Genomic DNA, 14338 nt, shown 5'->3' on the forward strand with positions numbered 1-14338 from the left:
ATGAGTAAAGTAGCTGTAATTATGGGAAGTAAAAGTGACCTTCCTGTCATGCAAGATGCAATAGACATCTTAAAAGAATTTCATATTGACGTTGAAGTCGATATTGTATCTGCACATCGAACACCTGAAAAATTATTCGATTTTAGCAAGACGGCCCACACTAGAGGAATAAGTGTAATAATTGCTGGAGCTGGTGGTGCTGCACATCTACCAGGAATGGTTGCATCATTATCACCATTACCAGTAATTGGTGTTCCTGTAAAAAGTAGTAATTCTATTGATGGATGGGATTCGGTGTTGTCAATACTTCAAATGCCAGTTGGTGTTCCTGTTGCTACAGTAGCCTTAAATGGTGCAAAAAATGCTGGTATTTTAGCTGCTCAAATTATAGGGTCGTCTAATGGAAAGGTATTAACTACAATAATAAATTACAAGGAAAGCTTAAAGACTAAAGTTATAGAATCTTCAAAGAACCTATAATAAGCTTAACATAAAAAAACCTCGCTTTTACACGAGGTTTTAGAGCTATTAATCAATTCTTACTAAATCTTACAAAAAATAAGTTTTAATAATAGTGCAAAAGTAATAATTAATTTGATATATCGCTCTTAACGATTAGTTAATGATATAATAAAATAAATGACTCTATTTTAAATGAAGAAAACACTTGTATTGCTTGGCCTATGTTTGATTTTCAATTGTTCTAAAAACGAACTATTAGATCAATATACTACTGAAATTTCAGCATTGAAAACCGAGCAAGAGCTAAAAAATTACTGGAAAGAACTCCATGACTTAGATCAAATTACCTATTTAAAAGAGACTAAAGGCCATTTACAGGGCGATTCGATCTCAATAACAAATATGATAAGAACTGCTCTAATGTTTGAAATTCACGGTGATGACGTGTATACTCCAGATAATGTCGTTCCTATTTTGAATTTTACCCATAATTATATTGGAGATGCTAATCTCGCATTTTGGCCAATTATCCAAAAATGTAAAAAAACAGGAGGAGTCATAGAGTCTTTTGGAGGTAAATTTCCAGCCTATCAATTAGAAGGTATATCTATAACTTTTTATGATTTTTCGCTATTTCGACAAGATAACAAGTACAACGCATTATTGGAAAAATTAAATAATAAAAGTTACAATACTACTGTAAGCGAAACACTTTTTGAAATTCAAGAAGAACAAAAAAAATTAGCACAGCTGGAAGTTAAAGACGTGGTTGGCAAATGGAATATCGAACGTATGAATAACATTGTGGAGAAAGGCTTTTTTGAGTTTGTAAAAATGTCTGATAATTCGTTATACCTAAAGCGTAAACATCGACTTCAAAAACTAATTCCTATAGAAACAACCGATACATACCAGAACTACAAAATTGAGAATGAACCTTTTGGATGGACCTATAAACTTTCTAATGGTAACTTAAGCTTATTAGACGATAAAGGCACAACATTAATTGATTACAACGCATACAACTAAGAGACAATGAGTATTTTAAATTCGACCTTCAACACACCATACCATACAGCCCCTTTTTCAAAAATTAAAAATGAAGATTATTTACCTGCATTTTTAAAAGCAATAGAAAAGGCACGTGCAGAAATTGATGCCATTACTGCAAATATCGAAGCTCCAAACTTCGAAAACACTATTGCAGCTTTGGATTTTTCAGGAGAAGAATTAGATCGATTATCTAGTCTGTTTTTTAATCTCAACAGTGCCGAAACCAACGACCAGATCCAAAAAATTGCACAAGAGGTCTCTCCCCTCCTTTCAGAATTTGGTAATGACATTACCCTAAACGAAGATTTATTTAAGCGTGTAAAAACTATTTATAAACAAAAGGCTTCATTAGATTTAACTGTTGAAGAACAGACGTTGTTAGATAAGAAATATAAAAGCTTTTCTCGAAATGGTGCGAATCTTTCCGAAGATAAAAAAACACGACTCAGAGCCATTGATAAAGAATTGAGTAAACTCAAACTCAAATTTGGCGAGAATGTCTTAGCCGAAACCAATAACTTCGAAATGCACCTCACTAACGAAGCTGATCTTTCTGGATTACCTGATGGCGCTAAAGAGGCCGCTCAACAATTGGCAGAGTCAAAAGGTAAAAAAGGTTGGTTAATCACATTAGATTACCCGAGCTACATTCCGTTCATGACCTATGCTGATAATCGTGAACTACGTAAAAAATTAGCAATTTCAGCTGGAGCAAAAGCTTTTAAAGGAAATGATTTAGACAATCAAGATAATGTACTACAAATTGTAAGACTTCGCCATGAACGAGCAAATCTTTTAGGGTATCAAACACATGCACATTTTGTTTTAGAAGAACGAATGGCAAAAACACCAGAGACTGTTGAAACATTCTTAAATGAACTTTTAGATAAAGCAAAACCAGCTGCTATACGCGAATTCAATAACTTACAAGAATTTGCCAAAGATTTAGACGGTATAGATCAACTTCAAAAATGGGATGGGTCTTATTATTCTGAAAAGTTAAAACAAAAATTATTCAGCTTAGATGATGAACAGTTGAAACCTTATTTCAAACTCGAAAATGTTATTGATGGAGCGTTTACTATTGCAGAACGTTTATACGATTTAAAATTTGAGGAGATTAATAATATAGATAAATACCATGATGATGTTTTAACCTATAAAGTAACTGATACCAAAGGAAATTTGGTCTCTATTTTTTATGCCGATTTCTTCCCAAGGGCAGGAAAACGCAATGGTGCATGGATGACGGTTTATAAACCTCAGTACATTAAACATGATGTAAATGATAGACCTCATATTTCCATCGTTTGTAATTTCACAAAACCTACTAAAAGTAAGCCTTCACTTTTAACATTCAATGAAGTCACAACCTTATTTCATGAATTTGGCCATGCTTTACACGGTATGTTAGCCAATACTACCTATCCTAGTTTATCAGGTACAAGTGTGTTTTGGGATTTTGTAGAGTTGCCTAGTCAAGTCTTAGAAAATTGGTGTTATGAGAAGGAAGCCTTAGAGTTGTTTGCCACACACTATAACACAGGCGAAATGATTCCTATGGAACTTATTGAAAAGATCAAGGCATCAGCTACATTTCATGAAGGTATGCAAACCTTAAGACAGATTAGCTTTGGTTTATTGGATATGTCTTGGCATGGCCAAGATCCTTCATCAATAACGTCGGTAAAGAACCACGAAAAACAAGCTTTTGAGCATACTAAACTCTATCCTGACGTTGCAGAAAATTGTATGAGCACTGCTTTTTCTCATATCTTTCAAGGTGGTTATAGTTCTGGCTATTACAGTTATAAATGGGCAGAAGTTTTGGATGCAGATGCGTTTGAATATTTCTTAGAAGAAGGTGTATTCAATAAAGAGGTCGCTAAAAAATTTAAAGACCATGTCCTTTCTCAAGGTGGTATTGAAGATCCAATGATATTATACAAACGTTTTAGAGGAAAGGAACCACAACCAGACGCTTTACTAAAACGTGCTGGATTGATTGCCAAATAATAGTACTTGTTTCTCGTTAGATATAAATGTCACTTATAAAAGGGCTTGCCCATATTATCGTTGTTGTATGTCTTACTATTGTCACACAAGTTGGCGGTATCATATGGATTTTATCCAGCATCACTGCTATTCGATATAAAAAGAAGAAGCGTTACGTATTTCCAGTAATATATTTGGCTTTTAATCTTTTGATTGTTCCGCCTATAGCCAAGTATTTTGGCAGAGAACAACTTCCTATAATTTCTAGTCATTTAAAACCTAAAAACTATATATATCCTCTACTCTTCAGAAATTATGTTGATCCTGAGTTAAAACAACTTATAGAACATGCAGCTGAAGATTTGAAATACCATCCGATGGTTATAACCTATTTAGATGCTAACTTTCCATTTTTTGATGGATTCCCTTTACTCCCACATTTAAGTCATAATGATGGAAAAAAAATTGATATTTCATTTCAGTATTTAGATAATGATGGGAAACCCACTAACAAAAAGCCTTCTGTTTCTGGTTATGGTGTTTATGTAAAAGAGAACGGAACCTACTCAACTAAATGTAGAGATCAAGGCTATTGGCAATATAATTTTCCGAAGTACCTCACATTTGGAACCATTAATAATTTAGAACTCGATAAAAACAAAACAGCTATTTTAATACAAAAGTTGCTTGAACACCCAAAATCACAAAAACTATTTATTGAACCTTATCTCAAGAGTGACTTAGGTTTAAGTCAGTATTCAAACATACGCTTTCATGGGTGTCAAGCTGTACGTCATGATGACCATATTCATTTACAGATAAGGTAATTAATGTCGTATTAGTTTTACTGTTTTAGTGGTTTGTCCAGAAGTTATCTTTACAATATAAATCCCATGCTTTTCTAACTTTAAATCGTGTGTTAAGCTATTGGTAATCACAAGATTTTCATCCCGAATAAGTTTACCTAGAATATCATAAACTTTAATTTTATAGGTGCCTTGCTTTGAAAACTTAAGGCTGCCATTTAGGACCACAACATCATCTCCTACTGAAAAGTCGTTGACCGATAAAGTAGACGCATTGAAACCATAATCTGTACCTTTTAAATCGATAGATTGTCGTGACAGATCATTGGTCGTTATTAAAAAATACCAATCATTAACTTGAGTTCCATTGGGTACGGTTACAAGATTTTGAGAAATTTCTTCTATATATTGGCGTGTTTTAGGGTTGAACGTTGCCACATAATATCCCAATCCATTATCATAAGTTAACGGAATCATTTGCCCAAGATTAGCTAATGTAAACTCACCATCGTTATAATCCCAAGTTATAGGATCAGCATCAGTTTGTAAACCTGTATAGAGGTATAAGTTAGGATTACCCAGTGGATCAAAAATGGAATAATCTCCTAATTCACCATATTTAAAAGTAAATGTTCCTGAGTTAATATTACTAGGATTTGGTTGCAGTTCAATTTGAGAGAAGCCAAAGGCAGTAATTAAGCAAAAGAATAAAGAGAGTAATGTTCCTTTCATAGTAAGAGTAGTTAGTAATCTAAATGTAATAAAAAAATAAATTAAAAATAAACTTTCAATTATTTTTGAAAGTTTAAAATGTTTTATATATTTGTCCTGTAAAACAATACTAATGAATTACGAAGACGCTAAAATAAAATTTGTAAGTACTTGGGGAAGCCTAGGATCACTTTGGGGAATTAATAAAGCGATGGCCCAAATTCAAGCCTTATTGTTTATTTCAACAAAACCTTTGTCTATGGAAGACATTATGGAAGACCTTAAAATTTCTCGCGGAAACACTAGTATGAATTTACGACAGCTAATGGATTGGGGTATTGTGACCAAAGAGATCATTCCAGGAGAACGCAAAGAATATTTCACTACAGAAAAAGATGTTCAAGAACTCGCGCGAACCATAGCAAAAGAGCGTAGTCGTAGGGAAATTCAACCTGTAATTAAAGTATTAAAAGAGGTTTCCTCCATTAAAGATGATGGCACCGAAAAAACAAAAGAACTCATTAAACAAACCAAAGCCTTACATGACCTAACTGAAACAGCAGATGATATGATTAACAAATTGGTTAGTCAAAAACAAAACTGGATTACTAAGTCGTTACTAAAACTCATTAAATAAAAAAAATTTAAAACATTCTTTCAATTTTTTCTGAAAGTTTAATAAATATGTGAATTATGAAAACTGTACTCAAAATATCGAAAATCACCAATATCATAGCACTATGTTTCTTAATCTTTGGCGCTTACGGACTTATAGTCACTGGCTTCTTACAGGTTATAGCAGCTATTCTATTTCTAATCGTTTGTCCTAAAGATAAGTTGATCTATCTCTATTTTATTCTTGTAGGTGTCTTCTTTTTACTTTGGGATGGAACTATTGCTAGACTTAGTTGGGTATTAATTATCCCGCCATATCTCTTAATTCATTTAAGTTACATTATACACAGCAAAAAAATTTAAAACACACTTTCAATATTTTCTGAAAGTTTAATATAAAAATCATGAACTACAACATCCTTACATATTGTATTTATCTACCAATCATTGCAGTGATTATGGTAAAAGTAGGTTGGATGTTTTATACACATGGTGAAGTGTTCTTATTATACCTATTTCAGCAAAATACATCACTAGTAAAATCTATTAATAACCTGCTGCTCATTGGTTACTATCTAGTTAATCTTGGCTATGCGGTTATTACACTAGCATATTGGGAAACAATCACTTCCGTACCACAAATGCTCAATACATTAAGCGAGCATCTCGGTATTATTATCATAGGCCTTGCTCTATTACATTATAACAACGTGCTCTGGCTCAATTATCTCGTAAAATCAAAAACCTTAAAACAATAAATCATGGACAATTCAAAAATCATTATCGGGTATCTTATCTATTTACCAATAGTCATCGTACTTACTATTTATGTATCAAAAATGTTATTTAAAAATGGTAAATACTTTATGCTAGACATCTTTAAAGGCAAAGAAGACATTGCTTTAGCGACCAACAAACTTTTTGAGATAGGATTTTATCTTATCAATATTGGTTGGGCTTTATTAATTCTGAAAATCACATACTACAGCACCAAAGGGATGAGCTATCAAACACTCATAGAAATTTTAAGTCGGAAAATTGGTGGCTTCTCTATCTATTTAGGTGTGATGTTGTTTATTAATCTATTCTTCTTTTTTAGAGGACGACGTAAGTCTAGACAAGGTCATAAAACAGTGACAAAAACACCTATTTATGATGCTGGACTAAAGCAATAACCTATTTAATTCAGAAACAATGAAAACAATAACCATAGCAGGAGGTAGCGGGTTTCTAGGGCAAATCCTAGAACGCTACTTCTCAAAAAAAGGAAACGAAGTCTATATATTAACTCGAGATCCAAAACGGGATAATGATATCTATTGGAATGCTAAAGATCTAGATCAATGGACTACTATTTTAGAACAAACAGATATACTGATAAACCTTACAGGAAAGTCAGTTGATTGCAGGTATAATGAGGTTAACAAAAAACTAATTTATGATTCTCGAATGGATTCTACTCATGCTCTGGGTTTAGCCATCAATTTATGTGATCAACCACCTGAAGTTTGGTTAAACTCCTCTACAGCAACCATATATGAGCATTCACTTGAGAAGGAGATGACAGAACAAAATGGAGATATTGGTAATGATTTTTCAATGAATATTGCAAAATCTTGGGAACAAACTTTCTACGAAATCACTAATCCTAAAACTAGAAAGATCGCTTTACGTACGTCTATCGTAATGGGGGAAAAAGGAGGAGCTATTAGACCTTTAAAGTACTTAGTGCGATTTGGTCTAGGTGGAAAACAGGCCTCTGGAAATCAGAAAGTAAGTTGGATTCATGAACTGGATTTTGCTAGAGCTATAGAGTTCTTAATTGAAAACAAAAAGCTTGAAGGGCAATTTAATCTATCTGTTCCTAAACCAACAACCAATAAAACACTTATGAAAGGCTTTAGAAAAGTTATGCGTATACCAGTTGGTATCTCTCATCCAGAATGGCTTATTAGATTTGGAGCAAAACTTATTGGTACAGAACCAGAATTAGTATTAAAAAGTAGAAATGTAGTGCCCAAACGATTATTAGATAACGGATTTAAATTCATACATTCAGATATAGAAATTGCACTTGATGACCTTTTAAACTAATAGTTATGACTTTCTTAAACGCGTATTGGAAAAACCTAGTACTTATTAACTACGAGATTGACCCTAGTGTATTACTTCCCTATGTACCTAAAGGAACCGAATTAGACTTTTTTAATGGTAAATGTTATGTTAGCGTCGTTGGGTTTATGTTCATGAATACAAAAGTTTTAGGAATAAAACTTCCTGGTCATGTAAACTTTGAAGAGGTAAACCTACGATTTTATGTTAAACACAATGATAAAAGAGGCGTGGTATTTATTAAAGAAATTGTTCCAAAACCACTAATTACTTGGGTTGCAAATTCTATCTATCATGAACATTATGAAACTCATAAAATGAAACACCGATGGATAGAGGATAACAATTGTAAACAATTTGAATACCAATGGAAACTCAAGAACAATTGGCAATCTATTTTGGTAGAAACTGAAAAAGAGTATACAGATATTATAGATGGCTCGGAAGAACAATTCATAACAGAACACTATTTTGGTTACACTAAATATGGTAATACAACTTATGAATATGAAGTAGTACATCCATCATGGCGTCAACTAAAGGTGACCAACTTTAAAATTGATGTGAATTTTGAGTCTAATTATGGTGCATCTTTTAAATTTATTGATCAGGTCAAACCAACTTCTGTGATTCTTGCAGAAGGTTCTGATGTTAGCGTAAAAAACAAAAAAACCATACATCGCTAAAACTTTAGATAAAATCATTTTTTTACATTATTTTTGGAACAAATTTTCAGAAGAAGAAATGCCAAAACACGTTATAGATCCAAATCAGTGGATAAATCTATATTCCGATTATCTCTTTAATTACACCATCACACGTGTAAATGATAGAGAGATTGCAAAAGATTTAGTGCAAGATACCTTTGTAGCTGGTTTAAAATCTATGAAGAATTTTAAAGGAGAAGCAAGTGAGAGAACTTGGCTCATTTCTATTTTGAAACGAAAGATTATTGATTACTACCGTAAAATTAATTCTAATAAAGGTAAAGCTGAAGTTAGAATGAGCTACAGTGGTGATGAAAGTGAAGGTGATTGGTTAGAAGAACGCGTTGCAGATCCTTTTGATAAAACAGCCGAAGATACGATCGAAAACACAGAGTTAGGTCTAGCTATTGATAACTGTTTAGGAAAATTACCTGAAAAACAAGCTCAAGTTTTCGAGATGAAAACGATTTTAAATTATGAAACTGAAGCCATTTGTAATGAATTAGATATTACTGCGTCTAACCTATGGGTAATCATCCATAGAGCTAGAACAGCCATGGCTGCTTGCCTAGAAAAAAATTGGTTTTAAATTATGAGTAACAAAATTATAATCCCTTGTGAAGAAGCTAATCATGTATGTGATAAAACACAATACAAAGAGGCTACATTGTGGGAAAAAATAAAATTAAATATACATTTACTGTATTGTAAAGCGTGTCGAAAATACACAAAAAACAATACTAAATTAACAAAGCTGGTTACAAAGAAGCCAGTAACCTTAGATGCATCCTCAAAAGAGGGCCTTAAATCTGCTTTTGAAAAGGAATTAGCGAAGCATCAATAGTAACACTAACCACCAGATGGGTAAACTCTCTACCCAAAATGCACTATAATATTTATTCTGATTTTCTCTAGCAAAGAGTACCATCACTAAAGTAACAATGGTAATTATGATATGAATTAAAAGTAAGTCTTCATTCATTTCATCTTTAAAAAATTCTAGAATAAAAAATAAAACTAACAATACAGACCCTAGTAATTTTGTCATTAAAATTCCTATACGTTGTGGTATTGTAGACAGTTTTAAGCTATCATATACTAGATCTCGAATTTCAAAAGGCAACATCAAGGCTATTACAAACAAAAAACGCTGTATGGCAGTTAAAATCACATCATATGATATAGGGTATTCATTGTTTAGTAGTGGTAAAAAAACTGTCACGCCTGCCCATACTAAAGCGATAATATAAATTTTTAACCCGCTTATACTTCGCAAATTTTGCTGTTTATCTAAAAAAATCTTCTTTGGAACTAAAGGGATAGCATATAAAAATGTCATAACTCCAAATAGACTTACATATACCAATGTTTGCTTTTCAAGTTTAAAGACATAATATACTAATGCTATAAAGCTAAATAATGAAAAAACTTGTATGGCTTTTAACCAACCTGCCAGACTACGATGATGAAATTTTGCTAGTCCAAAATACTTAATAAAGTTATATCCTGTAATGGTCGAAAAAAATATAAAATAAAGTATATTTTCATCATAGGTAATATCAAACTGCATCAAGGTTAGCCACGACAGTGCATATACTGCTAAAGCCACATGAATACTACTATTAATATAAAAATCCAATATGGTTTTCAAAACACGCATACTACAAAAATAGTCAAACTGTTAATAACCAATTCAAATGGTTGAAAAGTTTCATTTTCGTTAACAATTAAAGGGTATTATTTGCTTAATTTTGCAAAAATAAAAACACAACTCAAACGTCATTAATGAATACAACAGATTTTTCACTACGTCATATTGGTCCGAGAGATGAGGATCAAAAGCAAATGTTACAAACCATTGGTGTAGATTCTACAGAACAATTGATCTATGAAACTATTCCTGATGGTATTCGTTTAAAGTCAGATTTAGATCTTGATGCTCCAATGAGCGAACAAGAGTATTTATTGCATATCTACGAACTTTCAAAGAAGAATAAAGTATTCAAAACATATATAGGTTTAGGGTATCACCCAACAATTTTACCTGCCGTAATTCAGAGAAATATTTTAGAAAACCCAGGCTGGTATACTGCTTATACGCCTTATCAAGCTGAAATTGCTCAAGGTCGTTTAGAAGCGTTATTAAATTTCCAAACCATGGTTACAGACCTTACTGGCATGGAAATCGCTAATGCATCTCTTTTAGATGAAAGCACTGCAGCAGCCGAAGCGATGAGCTTATTATTTGCTGTTCGTGAACGCGATCAGAAAAAAGCTGGTGTCAATAAGTTTTTTGTTTCTGAAAACATACTACCTCAAACACTTTCGTTGTTGCAAACAAGAGCAAATCCTATCGAAATTGAATTAGTAATAGGCAACGAAGATACGTTTGATTTTTCCGAAGATTTCTTTGGTGCTATTTTACAATACCCAGGAAAACACGGACAAGTAACAGATATTAAGTCATTCATTAAAAATGCAAATGCAGCACGAATTAAGGTCGCTGTTGCTGCAGACATTATGAGTTTGATTAAATTAGAAGCTCCTGGAAAATTTGGTGCAGATGTTGTGGTTGGTACCACACAACGTTTCGGAATTCCAATGGGCTATGGTGGTCCTCATGCTGCCTACTTTGCAACAAAAGAAGCATATAAACGTGATATTCCTGGTCGTATCATTGGTGTAACTAAAGATGCTAATGGTAACAGAGCCCTACGTATGGCGCTTCAAACTCGTGAACAACATATAAAACGTGCTAAAGCCACATCAAATATTTGTACTGCTCAGGTTTTACTAGCAGTTATGGCAGGAATGTACACCGTATATCATGGGCCGAAAGGATTAGAATTCATCGCTAACGATATTCATAACAAAGCGGTAACCCTATCCAATACTTTAAAAGCATTAGGTTTTGAACAAATCAACACTAACTTTTTTGATACATTACATCTAAAAGCAGATGCTAAAAAGATCAAGGCTGAAGCAGAAAGCAATCATATTAACTTCTACTATCCTAACGACGATGAAGTTGTATTATCTATAAATGAACCAACAACCTTAGCCGAATTAAATGCTATCGTTTCTGTGTTTGCAAAAAGTGTCAATAAAGATGCTATCGATATTAGCAGTATTACTGAAGGAAATGAAATTAATGACGCTCTAAAACGTCAAACAGAATTTTTACAGGAACCTGTTTTTAATACGCATCATTCTGAAACTGAATTGATGCGTTATATTAAATCTTTAGAACGTAAAGATTTAGCATTAAATCACTCTATGATTTCATTGGGTTCATGTACAATGAAACTTAACGCTGCCTCAGAAATGCTACCCTTAAGTTGGTTTAAATGGGGTAAAATCCACCCATTTGTTCCAGTAGAACAAGCTAGTGGTTATCATACAGTTCTAAAAGAACTTGAAGACCAATTGACCGAAATTACAGGTTTTGCAGGTACATCTCTTCAACCAAACTCTGGAGCTCAAGGAGAGTTTGCCGGACTTATGGTGATTAAAGCTTACCATGAATCTCGTGGTGATCACCATAGAAATATTTGTATTATTCCATCATCTGCTCACGGAACAAATCCTGCAAGTGCAGTTATGGCTGGAATGAAAGTTGTTGTCACAAAATCTACTGAGGAAGGAAATATTGATGTCGAAGATTTACGTGAGAAAGCAGAGTTACATAAAGACAATCTATCTGCATTAATGGTAACTTACCCTTCAACACACGGCGTGTATGAATCTGCAATAAAAGAAATCACACAAATTATTCATGATAATGGTGGTCAAGTTTATATGGATGGTGCAAATATGAATGCGCAAGTAGGATTAACCAATCCTGGAAACATAGGTGCCGATGTTTGTCATCTTAATTTACATAAAACGTTTGCCATTCCTCACGGAGGTGGCGGACCAGGTGTTGGGCCAATATGCGTAGCAAAACAGTTGGTACCATTCCTTCCTGGAAATCCATTAATAAAAACAGGAGGAGAAAAAGCGATTACTGCAATTTCGAGTGCTCCTTTTGGATCATCTTTAGCATGTCTCATCTCATATGGTTACATTAAAATGTTAGGGGCTTCTGGATTAAAAAGATCAACAGAAATGGCTATTCTAAATGCCAACTACATTAAAAAGCGTCTTGAAGGTGCTTATGAAACCTTATATTCTGGAGAACGTGGACGCGCAGCACATGAAATGATTATCGATTGTCGACCGTTTAAAGCACATGGTATCGAAGTGGTTGATATTGCTAAGCGTTTGATGGATTATGGTTTTCATGCGCCAACAGTATCTTTTCCTGTAGCTGGCACAATGATGATAGAACCTACTGAAAGCGAAAGTAAACAAGAAATGGATCGCTTCTGTGATGCAATGATTTCAATCAAACATGAAATTGATAACATTACAAAAGAAAATGATAATAATGTATTAAAGAATGCACCTCACACCATGGATATGATCACCAGTGATGAGTGGCTTTTACCATATACACGTCAACAAGCTGCATTTCCTTTAGACTATGTTAGAGATAATAAGTTTTGGCCAAGTGTACGTCGTGTTGATGATGCTTACGGAGACCGAAATTTAATTTGTACTTGTGCTCCTATTGAAGAATATATGGAAGTCTAGTCAAAACTTAATTTTAATTTAAAAGCGTGCCAAAAAAAGGTGCGCTTTTTTTAATTATAGGCAATTAACACTCGATTTTTTAAGAATTTGATAAAAATCTTAACTTATTTAACTAACATTGTCCTAAGACATTTAGAATTAACTACATTAGTAAATCGTTATGTTTAAAAATTACAACGTATGTCAATAAAAATAACAGGAAGTGGAAGTTACATCCCAAATGAAGTAGAAAAGAATGAAGATTTTCATCAACATAAATTTTTAAATATCGATGGAAGTCATATCGATCATCCAAATGAAATCATTGTAGACAAGTTCAAAGCTATTACTGGTATTGTTGAACGTCGTTATGCCGATCCGCAACTCACCTCATCAGATTTAGGATTCTTGGCGGCACAAAAAGCCATAGAAGATGCAAATATTGACGCAGAAGAATTAGATTATATCATTTGCGCTCACAACTTTGGTGACGTAAAATCAAATACAGTTCAATCTGATATTTTACCTTGTTTAGCTTCCAGAGTAAAACACAGCTTACGGATTAAAAACCCAAAATGTGTTGCTTATGATATTCTTTTTGGTTGCCCAGGTTGGGTAGAAGGCGTAATTCAGGCACAAGCGTTTATTAAAGCTGGTATGGCTAAAAAATGTCTCGTTATCGGTAGTGAAACACTATCACGTGTTGTAGATAAACACGATAGGGATTCAATGATTTACAGTGATGGAGCTGGAGCTACAATTGTAGAAGCCTCTGATGACGAAGAAGGTGGAATTTTAGCACATGAGACAGCGTCATACACCTACGATGAAGCCTATTATTTGTACTTCGGAAATTCTAACAATCAAGACCTATGTCGTGATACAAGATATATTAAAATGCATGGTCGTAAAATCTATGAATTTGCATTGAATAATGTTCCTAATGCCATGAAATCTTGTCTTGACCAAAGTGGTGTAGATATAAAAGATGTTAAAAAGATATTGATACATCAAGCCAATGAAAAAATGGATGAAGCCATTATCAAACGCTTTTATAGGTTATACAAAACACAAGCACCAGAAGGTGTGATGCCAATGAGTATTCATAAGCTTGGTAATAGCTCTGTTGCTACAGTACCTACACTTTTTGATTTAATTCGTAACAATAAAATTAAAAATCAATCCCTTAATAAAGGTGATGTTATTATATTTGCTAGCGTTGGTGCAGGAATGCACATTAATGCTATTGTTTACAAATATTAA

Annotated in this window: 16 protein-coding genes; 14 read left to right on the forward strand and 2 right to left on the reverse strand. The window is 33.4% G+C overall.

Features of this window, described 5'->3' with window-relative positions; translation table 11 throughout:
* The 4 genes from purE to Q0783_RS15805 all read left to right on the forward strand — a co-directional run bounded on the left by purE (nucleotide 1) and on the right by Q0783_RS15805 (nucleotide 4337).
* Entirely contained in the window at nucleotides 1–480 is a 480-nt protein-coding gene (gene purE / locus Q0783_RS15790) for a 5-(carboxyamino)imidazole ribonucleotide mutase (RefSeq protein ID WP_298896702.1), read from the forward strand.
* A 174-nt stretch (nucleotides 481–654) separates the two neighbouring features.
* On the forward strand, nucleotides 655–1491 hold the full coding sequence (locus Q0783_RS15795; RefSeq protein WP_298896704.1) for a hypothetical protein: 837 nt from the start codon (nucleotides 655–657) through the stop codon (nucleotides 1489–1491).
* Nucleotides 1492–1497: 6 nt separating this feature from the next.
* Nucleotides 1498–3531: a M3 family metallopeptidase gene (locus tag Q0783_RS15800; RefSeq protein ID WP_298896706.1), complete on the forward strand. Its 2034-nt coding sequence runs from the start codon at nucleotides 1498–1500 to the stop codon at nucleotides 3529–3531.
* 26 nt (nucleotides 3532–3557) lie between these two features.
* Nucleotides 3558–4337: a hypothetical protein gene (locus Q0783_RS15805; protein ID WP_298896708.1), complete on the forward strand. Its 780-nt coding sequence runs from the start codon at nucleotides 3558–3560 to the stop codon at nucleotides 4335–4337.
* On the opposite strand, the gene Q0783_RS15810 is transcribed toward Q0783_RS15805, so the two are convergent.
* The gene (locus Q0783_RS15810) at nucleotides 4338–5048 is read right to left on the reverse strand and encodes a T9SS type A sorting domain-containing protein (protein ID WP_298896710.1); all 711 of its coding nucleotides are present in this window, start codon (nucleotides 5046–5048) and stop codon (nucleotides 4338–4340) included.
* A gap of 112 nt (nucleotides 5049–5160) precedes the next feature.
* Between Q0783_RS15810 and Q0783_RS15815 the strand changes: the two genes are divergently transcribed.
* The 8 genes from Q0783_RS15815 to Q0783_RS15850 are packed head-to-tail and all read left to right on the forward strand — an operon-like array spanning nucleotide 5161 to nucleotide 9305.
* A complete protein-coding gene (locus tag Q0783_RS15815; RefSeq protein WP_298760327.1) occupies nucleotides 5161–5664 on the forward strand; it encodes a MarR family transcriptional regulator in 504 nt (167 codons plus the stop codon).
* Between the two features lie 56 nt (nucleotides 5665–5720).
* Nucleotides 5721–6005, forward strand: a complete 285-nt coding sequence (locus tag Q0783_RS15820) for a hypothetical protein (RefSeq protein ID WP_298896711.1) — start codon at nucleotides 5721–5723, stop codon at nucleotides 6003–6005.
* Between the two features lie 41 nt (nucleotides 6006–6046).
* Entirely contained in the window at nucleotides 6047–6400 is a 354-nt protein-coding gene (locus Q0783_RS15825) for a hypothetical protein (RefSeq protein ID WP_230936806.1), read from the forward strand.
* A gap of 3 nt (nucleotides 6401–6403) precedes the next feature.
* Nucleotides 6404–6817 carry a hypothetical protein gene (locus Q0783_RS15830; RefSeq protein ID WP_298896713.1) on the forward strand — a complete coding sequence of 138 codons (414 nt, stop codon included), beginning with the start codon at nucleotides 6404–6406 and terminating at the stop codon, nucleotides 6815–6817.
* 19 nt (nucleotides 6818–6836) lie between these two features.
* Nucleotides 6837–7736 (forward strand): TIGR01777 family oxidoreductase, encoded by a 900-nt coding sequence (locus Q0783_RS15835; protein WP_298896715.1) that lies wholly within the window; start codon nucleotides 6837–6839, stop codon nucleotides 7734–7736.
* A gap of 5 nt (nucleotides 7737–7741) precedes the next feature.
* Nucleotides 7742–8440, forward strand: a complete 699-nt coding sequence (locus Q0783_RS15840) for a DUF2071 domain-containing protein (RefSeq protein ID WP_298896717.1) — start codon at nucleotides 7742–7744, stop codon at nucleotides 8438–8440.
* A gap of 58 nt (nucleotides 8441–8498) precedes the next feature.
* Nucleotides 8499–9050, forward strand: coding sequence for a sigma-70 family RNA polymerase sigma factor (locus tag Q0783_RS15845; protein WP_230936802.1), 552 nt, complete (start codon nucleotides 8499–8501; stop codon nucleotides 9048–9050).
* Nucleotides 9051–9053: 3 nt separating this feature from the next.
* Nucleotides 9054–9305: a glycine dehydrogenase gene (locus Q0783_RS15850; RefSeq protein WP_230936801.1), complete on the forward strand. Its 252-nt coding sequence runs from the start codon at nucleotides 9054–9056 to the stop codon at nucleotides 9303–9305.
* Here Q0783_RS15850 and Q0783_RS15855 read toward each other — a convergent pair.
* Entirely contained in the window at nucleotides 9288–10121 is an 834-nt protein-coding gene (locus Q0783_RS15855) for a hypothetical protein (RefSeq protein ID WP_298896719.1), read from the reverse strand. The genes Q0783_RS15850 and Q0783_RS15855 overlap by 18 nt on opposite strands.
* A 125-nt stretch (nucleotides 10122–10246) precedes the next feature.
* Between Q0783_RS15855 and gcvP the strand changes: the two genes are divergently transcribed.
* Nucleotides 10247–13096: an aminomethyl-transferring glycine dehydrogenase gene (gene gcvP / locus Q0783_RS15860; protein WP_298896721.1), complete on the forward strand. Its 2850-nt coding sequence runs from the start codon at nucleotides 10247–10249 to the stop codon at nucleotides 13094–13096.
* Between the two features lie 180 nt (nucleotides 13097–13276).
* Nucleotides 13277–14338: a 3-oxoacyl-ACP synthase III family protein gene (locus Q0783_RS15865; protein ID WP_298896723.1), complete on the forward strand. Its 1062-nt coding sequence runs from the start codon at nucleotides 13277–13279 to the stop codon at nucleotides 14336–14338.

It is taken from the genome of uncultured Psychroserpens sp., assembly GCF_947500255.1.
Lineage (GTDB): Bacteria > Bacteroidota > Bacteroidia > Flavobacteriales > Flavobacteriaceae > Psychroserpens.